Source organism: Nocardia bovistercoris (assembly GCF_015674855.1).
Classification (GTDB): domain Bacteria; phylum Actinomycetota; class Actinomycetes; order Mycobacteriales; family Mycobacteriaceae; genus Nocardia; species Nocardia bovistercoris.
On the sequence record NZ_JADMLG010000005.1, the window covers coordinates 18,837 to 34,293 of the forward strand.

Consider the following 15,457-nt stretch of genomic DNA (forward strand, 5'->3'; position numbering starts at 1 on the left):
ATTCGGGTCGGAATCCACCCCTGGGGTCGCGAGCAGGTCCGTATCTGTCACGGAAATCCTTTCCTTCCCTCGACTGCCGTGTGCTGATTCGAGGGTTCGTCCCGCAGTCCGGGCACCGTGCCGGACTCGGATGCCGTAAATCACCTGCCCCGCCGGACCGGCGGCTTCGCCACCGGATATGAAAGGTGGGAGAGATCATTCCAGTTGCGCAGCTACGCAGCACCCCCATGGCCTGGAGGCTCGAGCCTGGAGCCTGCTGGAGCGATTGCCCTGATGAAGCACCGGCGTCTGATGCGCACGATGTACGGACTTGCCCAGGATAGCTGGCGACAGTCGAGGTCGGCAAGACGGACTCGCCGTCAGTCCACCGAGACGCCCTCGGCGAGTCCCGGCTCGACCACCCGCAGCCCCTCCGCCGCGGCGAGCTCGCGCAGTTCGGCGGGAAACTCGCTGGTCCCGAGGGCCAGTACGGTCGGGCCCGCGCCGGACACCGTCGCGGCGATGCCCTCGGCCCGCAGCCGCGCGATCCACGCGGTGGTCAGCGGGAGGGCGGGCGCACGCTGGGCCTGGTGCAGTTTGTCGCAGGTCGCGGGCAGCAGCAGGTCGGGCCGCTCGGTGAGCGCGACCACGGCCAACGCGGCGCGGCTCACATTGAACGCCGCGTCGGCGTGTGGCACGGTCTCGGGCAGTAGACCGCGCGTGTGCGTGGTCGAGGAACGCACCTCGGGAATGAGAACGACCGGTCGCAAGGAAGGATGCGCCGCCAAGCGAACCGCCCGGTACACCCGCCGATGTTCCGGGATCTCGACACCGTCCCCGGCGGCGGTAGCGGCGGTTTCGGTCCAGGACACCACGATTCCGCCGAGCACGCTGGCCGCGGCATTGTCGGGATGACCCTCGAATTCCGAGGCCAGCTGCACGAGACGGTCGGTATCGACGGACAGGTCGGTATCGAGTTTCGCCGCGAGCCCACAGCCCGCGGCCAAACCGCCGACCACCGCCGAGGCCGAGGAGCCGAGTCCGCGCGAGTGCGGAATCACATTGCGGCACACCACATCGAGACCGTCGGCCCACACCCCGGCGGCCTCGAGGCCGCGCTCGATCGCGCGCACGACGAGATGCGAAGGGCCCCACGGCACATCGTCGGCGCCCTCACCTTCGACCCGGACCGTGAGGCCGGAATCGGTGGTGCGCACCTCGATCTCGTCGTAGAGACCGAGCGCCATGCCGAGGGAATCGAACCCGGGGCCGAGATTGGCGGTCGACGCGGGCACCCGCGCCGTTACCGCCAATCCGGCGGGCAGGGTCCGTGAGATCAACTGACTCTCGCGGGAATTCACCTCAGGCCAGCTCGAGTTCGGCGGCGATGGCGACCGGGTCGACCGCGATCGCCTGCACCTGCGGCATGCCGAGCAGCGCGGTGTCGGGATCTTTGAGCCCGTTGCCGGTGACGGTGCACACCACGGTGAGTCCCGAGTCGAGCCAGCCATCCTGGCGCGCCGCGAGCACGCCTGCGATACTCGCGGCCGACGCGGGTTCGACGAAAACGCCCTCGGTGGCCGCGACCAGGCGGTAGGCCGCAAGGATCTCGTCGTCGGTGGCCGCGCGGAACATCCCGCCGGACTGTTCCTTCGCCTCGACCGCGCCGTTCCAGGACGCGGGCGCGCCGATCCTGATCGCGGTCGCGATGGTCTCCGGATTCGACACCGGCGCACCCTCGACCAGCGGCGCCGCGCCCGCGGCCTGCACGCCGAGCATGCGCGGCAGTCCGCCGGTGATGCCGTCGGCATGGTATTCGCGGTAGCCGCGCCAGTACGCGGTGATGTTGCCCGCATTGCCCACCGGGAGGGCGTGCACGTCGGGCGCGCGGCCGAGCACATCGCAGATCTCGAACGACGCCGTCTTCTGGCCCTCGATGCGCGCCGGGTTCACCGAGTTCACCAGACCGACCTCGGGAAAGTCGGAGGTGACCTTGCGCGCCAGCTCGAGGCAGTCGTCGAAGTTGCCGTCGACCTGGATGATCTTGGCGCCGAGCATGACGGCCTGTGCCAGTTTGCCCATGGCGATCTTGCCCTGCGGGATCAGCACCGCGCAGCTCATGCCCGCGCGGGTCGCGTAGGCGGCCGCGGATGCCGAGGTGTTGCCCGTCGAGGCGCAGAGCACCGCTTTCTGGCCTCGGTACTTGGCGTCGGTCATCGCCATGGTCATGCCGCGGTCCTTGAACGAACCGGTCGGATTGGCGCCTTCGACCTTGAGGTAGACCTCGCAGCCGGTCAGCTCCGACAGGTGCGGCGCGGGCACCAGCGGCGTGCCGCCCTCGAACAGGGTCACCGGCTCCCAGTCGGCCGCGCCCCGCAGCCGGTCGCGGTAGGCCGCGATCAGCCCCGGCCAGCGCGAATGCACGCCTGACTGGGGTGCGATCCCCTTCTCACCGATGCCGGTCGTACTCATTCCTCGGTGCCTTCCAATCTCAAGACGCTGGTGACGGATGTGACGGATGTCATCTCCGCGAGCGCGGCGACGGTGTCCGCGAGCGCCGACTCCATCGCGCAGTGCGTGACGACGACCAGCCGCGCGCCCTCGCCGTGGCCTTCCTGGCGGACGGTGGAGATACTGACCCCGTGGTTGGCGAATTCGCCCGCCACCTTGGCCAGCACCCCCGGCACGTCCTCCACCTGGAGATTCACGTGGTAGCGGGTCGGTGTATCGCCGATCGGCGCGATCGGTAGCTCAGCATAAACCGATTCACCCGGCGCGCGGCCACCGAAGAATTTGTTCCTGGCCGCCATCACCAGATCGCCGAGCACCGCCGAGGCCGTCGGAGCCCCGCCCGCGCCCTGCCCGTAGAACATCAACCGGCCCGCGTTCTCGGCCTCGACGACCACCGCGTTGAACGCGCCGCTCACCGCGGCCAGCGGATGCCTGCGCGGAACGAGCGCCGGATACACCCGCACCGAGACGCGTTCCTTGCCGCCGTGCTCGCGCGCGGGCTCCCCCGGACCGGCGCCGACCCGCTCGCAGATGGCGAGCAGCTTCACGGTGCAGTCCAGCGCGGAGGCCGTCTCCAGGTCCTCGGCGGTGATCTTGGAAATGCCCTCGCGATACACGTCGGCGGCGGTCACGCGGGTGTGGAAGGCCAGCGACGCCAGGATGGCGGCCTTGGCCGCCGCGTCGTAACCCTCCACGTCGGCGGTCGGGTCGGCCTCCGCGTAACCGAGGCTGGTCGCCTCGGCCAGCGTCGCCGAATAGTCGGCGCCGGTCTCGTCCATCGCGGACAGGATGAAGTTGGTCGTGCCGTTGACGATGCCGACCACCCGGTCGACCCGGTCACCGGACAGCGACTGGATGAGCGGGCGGACCACCGGGATCGCGCCCGCGACGGCGGCCTCGAAATACAGGTCGGCGCGATGGTGTTCGGCGGCGGCCGCGAGTTCGCCGGTGTAGTCGGCGAGCAGGGCCTTGTTCGCGGTTACCACGGATTTGCCCGCATTCAGCGCGGCCAGGATCAGGCTGCGCGCCGGATCGATGCCGCCGATGACCTCGACGACCAGATCGACATCGTCGCGCGCCACCAGCGCGTGCGCGTCGGTGGTCAGCAGTTCGGCGGGCACGCCGCGATCGATGCTGCTGTCGCGCACCGCGATACCGCGCAGCAGCACCGGCGCGCCGACCCGCGAGCGCAGTTCGTCGGCGTGGTCGCGCAGGATGCGCACCACCTCGGTGCCGACATTGCCCATGCCGAGCACGGCGACCCCGATCGGGCGATCGGTACCCCAAGGACCGTTCTTGGCGACATCGGTCATGACTGTTGCACCTCCAGGCTCAGCAGATCGGCCACCGTTTCCCGACGCAGGATCAGCCGCGCCCGCCCGTCACGCACGGCGACCACGGCCGGGCGGGTGAGCTGGTTGTAGCGGCTCGACATCGAATAGCAGTACGCACCCGTCGCGGCCACCGCGATCAGGTCGCCCGGACCGACGTCGGCGGGCATCCAGGTGTCGCGGATCACGATATCGCCGCTCTCACAATGCTTTCCGACGACACGGGCGACCACGGGCCCGGCTTCGGACCCGCGCGAGACCAGGCGGCAGTCGTAGTCGGCCTGATACAGCGCGGGCCGGATGTTGTCGCTCATCCCACCGTCCACGCTGACGTAGCGCCTGCGCAGACCGCCGTCGAGGGACACATCCTTGATGGTGCCGACCTCGTAGAGGGTGATCGTGCCCGGACCCGCGATGGCGCGCCCCGGCTCGACGGCGATCTTCGGCGTCGGGAGTCCGGCGTAGGCCGCCTCCGCCTCGACCAGATCGCGCAGCTTGGCCGCGAACTCGGCCAGCGGCGGCGGATCGTCGTTAGGCAGGTATGAGATGCCAAGTCCCCCACCGAGATCCAACGTCGCGATCTGCGCGGTGCGCTCGACGCCGAATTTGTCGATGGCGTCGCGCAGCAGCCCGAGCATCCGCCGCGCGGCGATCTCGAACCCGTCGATCTCGAAGATCTGCGAACCGATGTGACTGTGCAGGCCGACCAGACGCAGATTCTTCGCCTCGAAGACCAGCGCCAGCGCTTCCATCGCATCGCCGCCCGCGATCGAGAAGCCGAACTTCTGATCCTCATGTGCGGTCGAAATGTATTCGTGCGTATGGGCTTCCACGCCCACCGTGACGCGGACCAGGACATCCTGCACCACGCCCGCGCGACCGGCGACGGCTTCCAGTCGCTCGATCTCGATCAGCGAGTCGACCACGACGTGACCGACACCGGCCGACACCGCGGTCTCCAACTCGGCGACCGATTTATTGTTGCCGTGCAACGCGATTCGCTCGGCCGGAAAACCCGCGTGCAGCGCGACGGCCAGCTCGCCGCCGGAACAGACATCGAGGGAAAGCCCCTCGTCCCTGATCCACCGGGCGATCTCACCGCACAGGAACGCCTTGGACGCGTAGTGCACCCGCGCGTTCGGACCGAACGCGCTCACCATATCGCGGCAGCGGGAACGGAAATCGTCCTCGTCGACCACGAACAGCGGCGTGCCGAACTCCTCGGCCAGCCGCTCGACCGAAACGCCCGCCAGCCGGACCGCGCCGTCCGCGTCGCGGGATGCGTTGCGGGGCCACACATTCGCGGGCAGATCGATCATCGCACTCGAATCCGACGGCCGCTGTGGCAGATTCGGGGCGTGCGGGATCTCGGCGTGCCGCGGACCCGCCGGATGCGCGCTCATGATCCCCCCTCGCTGCACTCGCTCACTGAGGCTCCCTTCCTTCGGTTCCGTGCACTCTCGGCGTTCACATGCGCTCCGGTGCGCCGACCCCGAGCAGCCCGAGGCCGTTGGCGAGCACCTGCCTGGTCGCCTTGACCAGTTCGAGCCGGGCGGCGTTGAGGGCGGTGACCGGCTCGTCACCGCGCGGCAGCACGCGCATCTCGTCATCGGACTGGAACGGGTGATACGCGCCCGCCAACTCCTCCAGGTACCGCACCACCCGATGCGGTTCGCGCATCTCGGCGGCGGTCGCGACGACCCGGGGGTACTCCCCGAGGGTCCTGATCAGCTCACCCTCGCGATCGGCGGACATCAGACCGAAATCCGGTGTGACCGAAGCGAAGTCGAACGCCGCGGCATTGTCGGCGATCCGGCAGGTGCGCGCGTGTGCATACTGCACGTAATAGATCGGATTCTCGTTGTTCTGCTTGGTCCACAGGTCGAGATCGATATCGATCGTGGAATTCACCGAGGACCGGACCAGCGAATACCGCGCGGCGTCGACGCCGATGACCTCCACCAGATCGTCGAGGGTCACCACGGTGCCCGCACGCTTGCTCATCCGCACCGCGGCGCCGTCCTTGACCAGATTCACCATCTGACCGATCAGCACCTCGACGGTGTCGGGATCGTCGCCGAACGCGGCGGCGGCGGCCTTCAACCTGCCGATGTAGCCGTGATGGTCGGCGCCGAGCATGTAGATGCACAGGTCGAAACCGCGGGCGCGCTTGTCCTGGAAGTAGGCGATGTCACCGGCGATATAGGCGGAACTGCCGTCGCTCTTGATGACCACGCGGTCCTTGTCGTCACCGTATTCGGTGCTCGCGATCCACCACGCGCCGTCCTTCTCGTACAGGTTGCCCGAACCCTTCAACTCCGACACCGCCCGCTCGACCGCGCCGGACGCGAACAGCGAACTCTCGTTGAAGTAGACGTCGAAATCGGTGCCGAAATCGTGCAGCGTCTGCTTGATGTGGGCGAACATCAGCTCGACGCCCTCGCGCCGGAACACCTCGTGCCGCTGCGCCTCGGGCAAGCCGACCGCTTCGGGATGGTTCGCCACCACCGTCGCGGCGATCTCGCCGATGTAGGCGCCCGCGTACCCGTCGTCGGGGGTCGGCGCGCCGGTGGCCGCGGCGACCAGGGAATTGGCGAAGCGGTCGATCTGCGCGCCGTTGTCGTTGAAGTAGTACTCGCGGGTGACCTCCGCGCCCTGCGCGCTGAGGATGCGACCGAGCGCGTCGCCGACCGATGCCCACCTGGTGCCGCCGAGATGGATCGGACCCGTCGGATTCGCCGAGACGAACTCCAGGTTGATCCTGGTTCCGCGCAGCGCGTCGGCGGTGCCGTAGGACACGCCCGAGGCCAGCACGCCGGTGACGATGGCGCCCTGCGCCGCGGCGGCGAGCCGGATGTTCAGGAAGCCGGGCCCCGCCACGTCGGCGGAGTCGATCCCGTCGGCGTCGGCCAGCGCCTCGGCCAGCCAGCCCGCGAGCTCCCGCGGATTGGCGCCCGCCTTCTTCCCGACCTGAAGCGCTACATTGGTGGCGTAGTCGCCGTGTTCCGGATTACGCGGACGCTCGACCGTGACCTCGGCGGGAAGGACCTCCGGGTCCAGTCCACGTTCGACGAGCACCTTCGCCGCGGTCGCGCGGAGGAGATCTGCAAGGTCAGCTGGAGTCACGAGTCTCTATCCTATGGTCTGGGCAGGTGAACACCTTCGGGCGGGCACCACGCAGGACAGCGCAATCACCACGTCGAGAGAGCACATACGAGCGATGCCGAGTAGCAACAGCGCCTCGAAGTCGGCCAAGGCCGTCCGAGCGGCCGGGAAGACCTCGCCGTCCGCGAAGAAGAGCGGCGGCAAAGGCAAACTTCCCGGCAATCGTCAGATACCGTGGCTTGCCATCGCCGCGGCAGCGGTCATCATCGCATTGATCGGCGCGCTGGCCTTCAGCCTGGTGCCGAAGTACCGCGAACAAGCCGAACTCGACAGATTCACGCCGAGCGCGGAGAAGAAGGACCCGTCCGACCAGATCGACGGCGTGCTGAAGAAGGACTACGCGCAGGGCGCGGGCAAGCACATCGCCTCCAACCAGCGGGTGGCCTACGACCAGACCCCCGCCTTCGGCGGACCGCACGACTCGATCTGGGCCGCGTGCACCGGCGTCGTCTACAGCAAGCCGATCCGCACCGAGAACGCCGTGCACTCCCTCGAACACGGCGCCGTGTGGATCGCCTACAACCCCGACAAGGTCGACGCGTCCGGGGTCGAGACGCTCAGCAAGAAGGTCACCGGTAAGCAGTACACGCTGATGTCGCCGTATCCGGGACTGGACGCGCCGATCTCCCTGCAGTCGTGGGGCCATCAGCTCAAGCTCGACAGCCCCGACGACAAGCGGATCAACCAGTTCATCACCGCGCTGCGCCAGAATCCGTACGCCTACCCCGAAGTCGGCGCCGACTGCTCGAATCCGTACTTCGACCGCGACAATCCGACACCGTTCGACCCGGCGCCGCCCGGACCCGACGCGATCCCCATGGACGGCACCGGCGTCTCCACCGACCAGAGCGAATTGGGCGGCGGCGGAAGCATTCCCGGCATGCCGAACATTCCCGGCGTACCAGGGCTGCCCACCGGTCTCGTCCCCGCGCCCACACCGGAGCAGTAGTGGAGGACTCGGGCGGATTCGGCGGACAACTGCGGCGCCAGCGCACCGCGCTCGTCGTCCTCGGCGCGGTCGGCGCGATACTGCTCGGCTTCGCGATCGGCGTGCTCGCCCGCATCCCACTCGACGGCGCCAAGGAACCCGATCCCGGCACCGTCGACGTCGGATTCACCCAGGACATGTCCGCCCACCACGCCCAAGCCGTGGAAATGGCGGGCGTGGCGCTGCTGCGCTCCTCCGACACCGAGGTGCGCAGACTCGCCTACGACATCATGACCACGCAGCAGGCCCAGGTCGGGCGCATGCAGGGCTGGCTGCAGCTGTGGGGCAAGCCCGCGCAGAGCATCGACGGCTACATGGGGTGGATGACTGATACACGTGAGAATGGTCACGATCACGTCGGCGGGGCCGACCATGGGAGCGGTGGCGGGGCCGACCACCACGCGAACGGACCGGTCGCGACCATGCCGGGCATGGCGAGCGCCGAAGACCTCGCCACCCTCCGCCAAACCCCCGACGTCGACCGCCTGTTCCTGCAACTCATGCTGCGCCACCACCAAGGCGGACTCCCCATGATCGAATACGCGGCCCAACACGCCGAAACCACCGCCGTGCGCACCCTCGCCACCACCATGGCCGCCACCCAGACCAACGAATCCCAACTCATCACCACCCTCCTGACCGCCCGAGGCGGCACCCCCCTCCCCACCAACTGACCCCACCGATTCCCCCTCTCCCCTTACTTTTTTGGCCCAAGCCCACCGATGCGATACGCTTGCCCCGCCCGATCGGAAGGCACAGCCCCCGACCGGCCTATCCCGCCCTCGTAGCTCAGGGGATAGAGCGTCTGCCTCCGGAGCAGAAGGCCGCAGGTTCGAATCCTGCCGAGGGCACCGAGCCCGGCTGCCGAACACACTGGTAGTCGGGCATTTTCTTGCCCCGCTTCTCCGCATCCACCATCGGCGAGGTACCCGCTCAATCCGGCTCGCGATTGTCGTGCGGCAAACACCACCCGTAGCCTTCGATTCGGGTCTTCATGGGCAAGACGGACGGTAAGCAACATTGGGACGCCGATCACTTCGTACGACCATCCGGGGGTGTGATGAGCAATCGGCAAACACCCAGAGCACATCGAGGACGACCGCTACTTCGGCGAGCGCCGACAACGCGGCTGGCTCGAATGATCGAACACGCTCGAACCGCGGTAGTGCCGGTCACAGTTCCGGTGGCCACCAACGCACGCGCTCCGGAGAAACAGTGGTGGCGAGATTCCGGCAAACAAGATGGTCAGCCTCGGCTTCAATCGAATCCGGATCACCACCTGTCTTCGCGGCGAATGGCCGGTGTGTTCCCGGTGTCTCCGAACGTCCATGCGACAGCGCAGAATCAGCCGATCAATCGTCATCGGTGGGTTGTGCTGTGTTCTGGGAATGGTGATCTCCAAGGCTCTCGGCCTCGGCCAAGCCGCCATCGTCACCTTCGCCGTCGCGGTGTTCCCGATCTGGATTCTTATCTGTCTTCTCGCGGCAGCTACGCTCCGCCGTCGAGCAAACACGTTCATCCGGTGTCGTCCGATCGTGTCCACGGACGCGTTCGAGTTCGAGGCACATCCCAGGTTCGCCACGGCAATGACCGACTCCTCAGCCGACGACTTCACCTGACCGAGACCGCGACGGAGGTCGAGTCAAGGCACCGCCCAATGGCGCCGCCAGCCCCAGGAGCTGTTGCACGGCAGGGCACCTGAAGCAAACCCTTCAGCCGAGCGCGCCCACGACCTCTACGCCGTGGATTCGCGCGGCCTTCTGCATCCCCTCGTCCAATGTCATCAGAGGGTAGGCGAGCCGTTGGGCCAGCGCGATGTACCAGGCGTCCGCATAGGTCGCGTTGTCGAGCAATTTCAAAGCGGCAACCGAATCGCCGGGCTCACGAATTCTTTCCACGGGATGCGTGCTGAACAACGCGATCAACCCGTGCGCCTGTTCCGACTCCAGAACGCCGCGCCGGGACAATCGGACGAGCGCGGACCCGACCTCGAAATCCACATGCGGCGGCGAGACGCATCCAGCGATCCGAATCCGCTCCACATAACCCGGCTGAAGAATCCCGCGCAGCAGATCGACCCAGACCGATGCGTCGACGACAATCACTCCTGCCCCCGGTCGTAATCTTCTCGCACCTCACGCACCACCTCGGCTCCCGAGGGCGTCCCCTGACCGATGATTCGCAGCCGCCGCTGGGTTTGCCGCAACTCCTCGTCCCACTTGGCGATCGCCCGCCGCTGCAACTCTCGCTGCACGTCAGCGGTCATAAGGTCCCTCAGGTACGCCGACACCGATTTGTGCTCGGCGCTGGCCTTCTCCGCGATCACCGCCGCCACATCGTCCGGAACGTCTCGCACCTGCACAGTCGCCATAGCCCACCTTCCGCATGCACTATTTCATGCATACTAGCATGCAATGATCGAGACCAGCGACCCAAAGCCGCCGAGTCAGGATGGCGAGTTCACATGTGTAGCGGTGGGGACGGGGTGAAGAGGACCGGCAGTTCGGTCATCGAGCGGTGGAAGGGGCCCGGGCGCCAATCGGGGGCGCCGGTGGGGAAGTTCGGGCGCATTTCCGGGAGGGCGTCGAGGAGTTGGTCGATCGCGTCCTGGGCGATCAGGTACGCGATGGTCTGGGCGGGGCAGCTGTGTTGGCCGAGACCCCAGGACAGGTGTGAGCGGTTGCCGCGGCGGTCGCCGCTGCGCAGGCGCGGGTCGTTGTTGCACGCGGCGATGCTGATGACGACCGGTTCGTTGGCGGGAAGCCAGAGGTCGTCGATCAGGATGGGCTGGCGGGGGTAGGTGAGCAGGAAGTTCACCAGCGGCGGGTTGGTGAACAGGACTTCGTCGAGGGCGTCGCGGGTGGACAGGCTGCCGCCGAGCACGTCTTGGCCGAGGCCGTCCTCGGCGAGGATCTGTAGCAGGGTGTTGGTGATCAGGGTCTGCTGGATCTCGATGCCCGCGCCGTATTGGCTGTTGATCTGGTGCAGGATCTCCTCGTCGGACAGCTCCGCCGGATGTCGCAGCATGCGCGTGACCACGTCGTCGGCGGGTTGGCGGCGTTTGAGATCGATCAGTTCCATGAGCGCCGCGGCGACGATCTGGTTGCCGGATTCGGCGTCGATGTTCTCGAATATCTTGGCCATGCCTTCGGCGATGCGTTCCCCCAGATCCGGCGGGCAGCCGAGCAGAACGTTGCAGGCCGCGAACGAGAGCGGGAAACAGTACTGTTTGATCAGGTCGGCCTGTCCGGCTTCGCAGAAACCGTTGATCAACGGCACGGCGAGTTTCTCCATGTGGATATGCAGGGCGTGCAGGTCGACATCGCGCATCGCCGCATTGTGGACGTCGCGATAACGCCGATGTTCGGCGCCGGTGGTGCGCGCCGGGACGGGTCGGTAACCGACCAGCGGGAGAATCGGGCAGTCGGCGGGCAGGGTTTCCTGCCACGCCCTCGGGTCGGCCGGGAAATGCTCTGGATCATTGAGTATCCGCACCGCGGTCCGATAGTCGATCACCAGCGTCGCCGCGACACCCGGCGACAATTCGACCGGGACCATCGATTGGCCGGACCGGTACATCCGCGCGTAGTGACTGCTCGGATCCGAGGCGAATTCCGGTTCCCAGAGCAGGTATCGCGGATCATCGCTTCCGAACGGCGTGTTGTGCGCGACCGGGCAGGTCGAGGTCGGCGTTCGCTGGTCGGACGTGCTCAAGAATCGACTCCCGGATTTGTCGTCATCGTGCCTCGGCGCGGTGGGGATCCATCGCACCGAGGCGACCATACTCCGAATGTCGAATTTTCGTTTCAGACTTGTTGAACTCGTGCGGCTTTCGAGTACGCGACGAGACCGCGAGGCGCCACTCCACCACGTCCGCCGCGCGCCGGAACTCGAATTTCATTGAATCGCAACATATTTGGTGGTAGCGTGCGTTGGCCGAGAACAGCCGACCATCGTGAGATGTGGAGTTCGAGTATGACCACCGACGTTTCGATCGATCTTTTGCGCGCCGAATTCCGGCGAGACTACGACCCTTACGGCACGGTGCCGATCGGTGCGCAACTGGCGGAACTCGCGCAGCGCCGGGAAACGCTGCCCATCAGCTACTCCGCGCGCGGCAACGGCTGCTGGGTATTGACCCGCTACGACGACATCGCGGGCGTGCTGCGGCGCAGCAACCGAGGCTTCATCAGCTTTCCCAACGATCCCGACGGCAACAACTCCGCGGGCTCCGAGGAAGGCATGATCCCGATCGAAGTCGACGGGGCCAAGCACCGGCAATTCCGGGCCATACTCGAGCCTGCGTTCGCGCCGGGCCGAGTGGCGCGACTGGAAGAGGGTTTGCGGGAGTGGGCGAACAAGTTGATCGACACGTGGATCGAGAAGGGTGAATGCGATTTCAGCAATGATTTCGCGTTGCCGTTTCCGGGGATCACGGTCATGCAGATCATGGGCTGGCCCGAACAGGATATCGAGCGGCTCAACGGCTGGGTCGACATCGTGATGCACGGTCTGCCGAATGCCTCGCGGGCGGAGGCCGACGCCGCAAGGGGAAAGGCGCACGGCGAGATCCACGAGTACCTGTTCGCGCTGATCGAGCAGCGTCGCGCCGAGCCGTCCCGCGACGACGTGACGTCGGCGGCGTTGAATGCCGAGATCGACGGCAAGAAGCTGACGAACTCCGAACTGTTCGACCTTTTCCTGCTGATGATGCTCGCGGGCATGGACACCGTGCGCAGCGTCCTCGGTCAGGCGATCGTGCATCTGGCCGCCGAGCAGCGGAACTGGGACCGGATCAACGAGACGCCGGAACTGCTCAACTCGTCGGTGGAGGAATTCCTGCGGTGGGCGACGCCGCCGGTGCCGACGCGCACGGTCGACCAGGACGAGGTCAGCGTCGGCGAGCTGACGTTGACGCGCGGCGAGCGGGTCCATTTCCCGCTCGCCGCCGCCAACCGTGATCCCGCTTACTACGACGCCCCCGACGATGTCGTACTCGAACGCTTCACGAAACCCGATGCGAAACCGCACCTGGCATTCGGCCTCGGACCGCACCACTGCCTCGGCGTGCACCTCGCCCGCTTGGAACTGCGCATCGCCTTTCAGGAACTGCGCCGCCGGATCCCCCGCTTCGGCCTGGCGCCGGACCAGCAGCCGAAGGAACACCTCGGACTCGCGTGGGGTGTTGACAACGTCCACATCCGGTTCGAGCCCGGAGCACGTGAAACGGTCTGAACGCCAGAAACGGCTTCAGTCGGCGGCGCTCCAGCCTTCGGGATCGGCGGCGTCTCCGGGATACTGTTCGCCGCGCAGTTCGAGGGTGCTCTGCGCGCTGATGTAGGCGGTCACGTCCTCGGGTTCGAGGACGTCGACGGTCAGGGAGAGTTCGACGTCGACGCCCTGCGCCAAGGTGAAGCCGACCAATGTCCCCGTCACCGCGCTGTCACCCCCCTGCAATCGCACCGACGCGCCTAGGTCGCCGTAGTCCAGACTCGCGGCCTTCTTGATCATGCTGCCCACGCCAGGAGCGTACTGGGATACCGGAGCGCGCGCTCGGCTCGGAGCCCGAGGTCAGGGCGTGGACGAATGTTCGGCGGCGGTGCGGATCATGGTGCGGGCGTGGTCGCCGTAGAGGGCCCGTTCGGTGAGGGCGGTGAAGGTGCGTTCGTATTGGACCAGTTCTCCCGGTTGGGTGATGGTGAGTTGGGCCGTCACCGTCTCGACGTGCACGCGGCGGCGGTCGTAGATCACGAAGTTCGTTGTGGTGTAGAGGAATTCCGCGGTTTTCGGGACGATGCCGATGACCACGCGGGTGAGGGTCATGAGGTCGAGCAGGTGTTCGAGTTGGGCGCGGCGCACGGAATCGTCGCCGACTCCGGTGTAGAGGGCGGGTTCGCCGATGAGGAAGTGGAAGCGGTGCACGCCGTCGCGCAGGACCGACTGGCGGCGCATGCGCATCTCAACGGCTTCGGCCAAGTCGTTCGCGCCGCCCGCGAATTCGATGCAGCGCGACAGGATCGCCTCGGCGTAGTCGCGGGTCTGGAGCAGGCCGGTGGGGATCAGCGGGTCGTAGCCGCGGACCAGGCGGGTCACCGATTCCAGTTCGATGCTCTGGCGCTGGCGGTGGGCGTGCCCGTCGGCGATGACGCGGCGCCACTCGAGGTAGGCGGCGTTCACATTGCGGACGGTCGCGATGAGGTCGGGCAGCGCGAGGTCGGAATCGGTGAGCTGGCACCAATCGGTGAGGTCCTGCTCGGTGGGCAACTGGCGTCCGTGCTCGATCTTGGACACCTTCGACGCGGGCCATCCCGCGAAATCGGCCAGCCGCGCACCGGACATACCGGCCGCGATACGCAGTTCGCGCAGCCTCGCACCCAGGGCCTGCCTGGCCTGATCGACGTCGGTCACCGCGGGTAACTGGCGTGCGGAATCGAAGCGGGCCATACGCGGTCGCGTATCTCGCGGGCATAGTCGACGATGCGGGTGTCCCCGGTCGCGGCGGTGCCGGACCACCAGCCGTTCTCGTCGAAGATCGAATAGGCGACGAGGTGGTCGTCGATGAGCCAGTAGTCGTCGGCACGTGCGTCGGTGGGCGCGGCGTCGCGGCGCGGCAACCACCGCACATCCTCGCCGGCCGCGATGTTGTGCGGGGTCAGGGCGAGCAGGTAGCGGGTGTAGGGACCGTGCGGTGTGGTCACGATCCGCGCGCGATCGACGGCGACGCCGCGCGCGACGGTCGCGGCGACCAGTTCGGCCCACGGCACGAACCAGGCGCCGCCGGGATCGGTGGATTCGTCGGCCAGGAATTCGGTCATCGCGGAATGCTCCGTGTCCGACAGGTATTCGTCTCGGGTTTCGAGATGGAAGGCACGATATCTCGCATTCGCCAGTAATTCCGATAAGGCGTCACGCCGGTAAAGCCGCATCCGGCATCAACTCCTGTCCGATCGCCACCTCGACGGCCGCTTCATGACCGGGGATCTGCATGATCGTCAGGGCCTCGGCATCGGTGACACGTGTTCCTGTCACGATAAATGTGCCACGATTGGTGTCTTCCAAACCGGTCAGGCAGGTACCGGGTTCGGCGAAGGCGAGAAGTCTGTGCGGGATCTCGATTCTGTCCCGATGGCCGGTCTTCCACCCCTGTACCACCAGTGTGTCACGGTCCGAGGCCCACAGACGCGGTGAGCCGCCGTCCCCCGACCCGCCACCCAGCAGCCGCACATACATTCGCACTCCCTCGTTGCTCGGTATCGGTACCGACCTTCTCACCAGTGGTCACGACGTCACATCCGTTCGACTTCGCGCAAGAAATCTCGAGAAAGAATCTGGAACCCGAACCGTATCGCCCCATAGCGTGCTCGGTGGGCACGACCACCCGTGGATTCGCGCTGCCCACAATCGACTACGGAAGGCAGAAGGTGTCTTTGATCCCGCAGGACGGTTCGCGGACGGCGATCGCTCGGCTCCGACATTCGACGGC

General features: G+C 66.9%; 16 protein-coding genes and 1 tRNA gene. 5 read left to right on the forward strand and 12 right to left on the reverse strand.

Annotated elements, in window-relative coordinates; translation table 11 throughout:
- Nucleotides 1-359: 359 nt before the first annotated feature.
- From thrB to argS, 5 genes are all read right to left on the reverse strand, one after another.
- Nucleotides 360-1,316 (reverse strand): homoserine kinase, encoded by a 957-nt coding sequence (thrB, locus tag IT779_RS13785; RefSeq protein ID WP_196150036.1) that lies wholly within the window; start codon nucleotides 1,314-1,316, stop codon nucleotides 360-362.
- Between the two features lie 25 nt (nucleotides 1,317-1,341).
- Nucleotides 1,342-2,451, reverse strand: a complete 1,110-nt coding sequence (gene thrC / locus IT779_RS13790; RefSeq protein ID WP_196149706.1) for a threonine synthase — start codon at nucleotides 2,449-2,451, stop codon at nucleotides 1,342-1,344.
- Entirely contained in the window at nucleotides 2,448-3,803 is a 1,356-nt protein-coding gene (locus IT779_RS13795; protein WP_196149707.1) for a homoserine dehydrogenase, read from the reverse strand. The genes thrC and IT779_RS13795 overlap by 4 nt, the downstream gene beginning before the upstream one ends.
- Nucleotides 3,800-5,224, reverse strand: a complete 1,425-nt coding sequence (gene lysA, locus IT779_RS13800) for a diaminopimelate decarboxylase (protein WP_196149708.1) — start codon at nucleotides 5,222-5,224, stop codon at nucleotides 3,800-3,802. The genes IT779_RS13795 and lysA overlap by 4 nt, the downstream gene beginning before the upstream one ends.
- A gap of 64 nt (nucleotides 5,225-5,288) precedes the next feature.
- Nucleotides 5,289-6,947, reverse strand: a complete 1,659-nt coding sequence (gene argS / locus IT779_RS13805) for an arginine--tRNA ligase (RefSeq protein ID WP_196149709.1) — start codon at nucleotides 6,945-6,947, stop codon at nucleotides 5,289-5,291.
- A 94-nt stretch (nucleotides 6,948-7,041) separates the two neighbouring features.
- Between argS and IT779_RS13810 the strand changes: the two genes are divergently transcribed.
- From IT779_RS13810 to IT779_RS13825, 4 genes are all read left to right on the forward strand, one after another.
- A complete protein-coding gene (locus tag IT779_RS13810; RefSeq protein ID WP_196149710.1) occupies nucleotides 7,042-7,935 on the forward strand; it encodes a DUF3105 domain-containing protein in 894 nt (297 codons plus the stop codon).
- Nucleotides 7,935-8,648 (forward strand): DUF305 domain-containing protein, encoded by a 714-nt coding sequence (locus IT779_RS13815; RefSeq protein WP_196149711.1) that lies wholly within the window; start codon nucleotides 7,935-7,937, stop codon nucleotides 8,646-8,648. Before IT779_RS13810 ends, IT779_RS13815 begins: the two co-directional genes overlap by 1 nt.
- A gap of 104 nt (nucleotides 8,649-8,752) precedes the next feature.
- Nucleotides 8,753-8,825: transfer RNA gene (locus IT779_RS13820), tRNA-Arg, on the forward strand.
- Between the two features lie 537 nt (nucleotides 8,826-9,362).
- Nucleotides 9,363-9,593: a hypothetical protein gene (locus tag IT779_RS13825; RefSeq protein WP_196149712.1), complete on the forward strand. Its 231-nt coding sequence runs from the start codon at nucleotides 9,363-9,365 to the stop codon at nucleotides 9,591-9,593.
- Between the two features lie 93 nt (nucleotides 9,594-9,686).
- Here the strand turns inward: IT779_RS13825 and IT779_RS13830 are convergent, their stop codons facing one another.
- The 3 genes from IT779_RS13830 to IT779_RS13840 form a co-directional block, all read right to left on the reverse strand.
- Nucleotides 9,687-10,079 carry a type II toxin-antitoxin system VapC family toxin gene (locus tag IT779_RS13830; RefSeq protein ID WP_196149713.1) on the reverse strand — a complete coding sequence of 131 codons (393 nt, stop codon included), beginning with the start codon at nucleotides 10,077-10,079 and terminating at the stop codon, nucleotides 9,687-9,689.
- A complete protein-coding gene (locus IT779_RS13835; protein ID WP_196149714.1) occupies nucleotides 10,076-10,345 on the reverse strand; it encodes a hypothetical protein in 270 nt (89 codons plus the stop codon). Before IT779_RS13835 ends, IT779_RS13830 begins: the two co-directional genes overlap by 4 nt.
- An 89-nt stretch (nucleotides 10,346-10,434) precedes the next feature.
- A complete protein-coding gene (locus IT779_RS13840; RefSeq protein ID WP_196149715.1) occupies nucleotides 10,435-11,688 on the reverse strand; it encodes a cytochrome P450 in 1,254 nt (417 codons plus the stop codon).
- 261 nt (nucleotides 11,689-11,949) lie between these two features.
- On the opposite strand from IT779_RS13840, the gene IT779_RS13845 reads away from it, so the two are divergent.
- Nucleotides 11,950-13,209 (forward strand): cytochrome P450, encoded by a 1,260-nt coding sequence (locus IT779_RS13845; protein WP_196149716.1) that lies wholly within the window; start codon nucleotides 11,950-11,952, stop codon nucleotides 13,207-13,209.
- A 15-nt stretch (nucleotides 13,210-13,224) separates the two neighbouring features.
- On the opposite strand, the gene IT779_RS13850 is transcribed toward IT779_RS13845, so the two are convergent.
- Genes IT779_RS13850 through IT779_RS13865 form a run of 4 tightly spaced genes read right to left on the reverse strand, consistent with a single transcriptional unit; the run spans nucleotide 13,225 to nucleotide 15,204 of the window.
- Nucleotides 13,225-13,494, reverse strand: a complete 270-nt coding sequence (locus tag IT779_RS13850) for a hypothetical protein (RefSeq protein WP_196149717.1) — start codon at nucleotides 13,492-13,494, stop codon at nucleotides 13,225-13,227.
- Between the two features lie 51 nt (nucleotides 13,495-13,545).
- Entirely contained in the window at nucleotides 13,546-14,382 is an 837-nt protein-coding gene (locus IT779_RS13855; protein ID WP_196149718.1) for a helix-turn-helix domain-containing protein, read from the reverse strand.
- Entirely contained in the window at nucleotides 14,379-14,900 is a 522-nt protein-coding gene (locus IT779_RS13860; RefSeq protein ID WP_332838792.1) for a DUF6879 family protein, read from the reverse strand. The genes IT779_RS13855 and IT779_RS13860 overlap by 4 nt, the downstream gene beginning before the upstream one ends.
- Nucleotides 14,881-15,204: a hypothetical protein gene (locus tag IT779_RS13865; protein ID WP_196149720.1), complete on the reverse strand. Its 324-nt coding sequence runs from the start codon at nucleotides 15,202-15,204 to the stop codon at nucleotides 14,881-14,883. The genes IT779_RS13860 and IT779_RS13865 overlap by 20 nt, the downstream gene beginning before the upstream one ends.
- Between the last annotated feature and the right edge of the window lie 253 nt (nucleotides 15,205-15,457).

Excerpts from the sequence above, each read along its gene's own strand:
- IT779_RS13810 (WP_196149710.1), top strand. The coding sequence starts at position 7,042 with ATGCCGAGTAGCAACAGCGCCTCGAAGTCGGCCAAGGCCGTCCGAGCG.
- IT779_RS13865 (WP_196149720.1), bottom strand. The coding sequence starts at position 15,204 with ATGTATGTGCGGCTGCTGGGTGGCGGGTCGGGGGACGGCGGCTCACCG.
- IT779_RS13845 (WP_196149716.1), top strand. The coding sequence starts at position 11,950 with ATGACCACCGACGTTTCGATCGATCTTTTGCGCGCCGAATTCCGGCGA.
- IT779_RS13795 (WP_196149707.1), bottom strand. The coding sequence starts at position 3,803 with ATGACCGATGTCGCCAAGAACGGTCCTTGGGGTACCGATCGCCCGATC.
- IT779_RS13825 (WP_196149712.1), top strand. The coding sequence starts at position 9,363 with ATGGTGATCTCCAAGGCTCTCGGCCTCGGCCAAGCCGCCATCGTCACC.
- lysA (WP_196149708.1), bottom strand. The coding sequence starts at position 5,224 with ATGAGCGCGCATCCGGCGGGTCCGCGGCACGCCGAGATCCCGCACGCC.
- IT779_RS13860 (WP_332838792.1), bottom strand. The coding sequence starts at position 14,900 with ATGCGGCTTTACCGGCGTGACGCCTTATCGGAATTACTGGCGAATGCG.
- IT779_RS13835 (WP_196149714.1), bottom strand. The coding sequence starts at position 10,345 with ATGGCGACTGTGCAGGTGCGAGACGTTCCGGACGATGTGGCGGCGGTG.
- thrC (WP_196149706.1), bottom strand. The coding sequence starts at position 2,451 with ATGAGTACGACCGGCATCGGTGAGAAGGGGATCGCACCCCAGTCAGGC.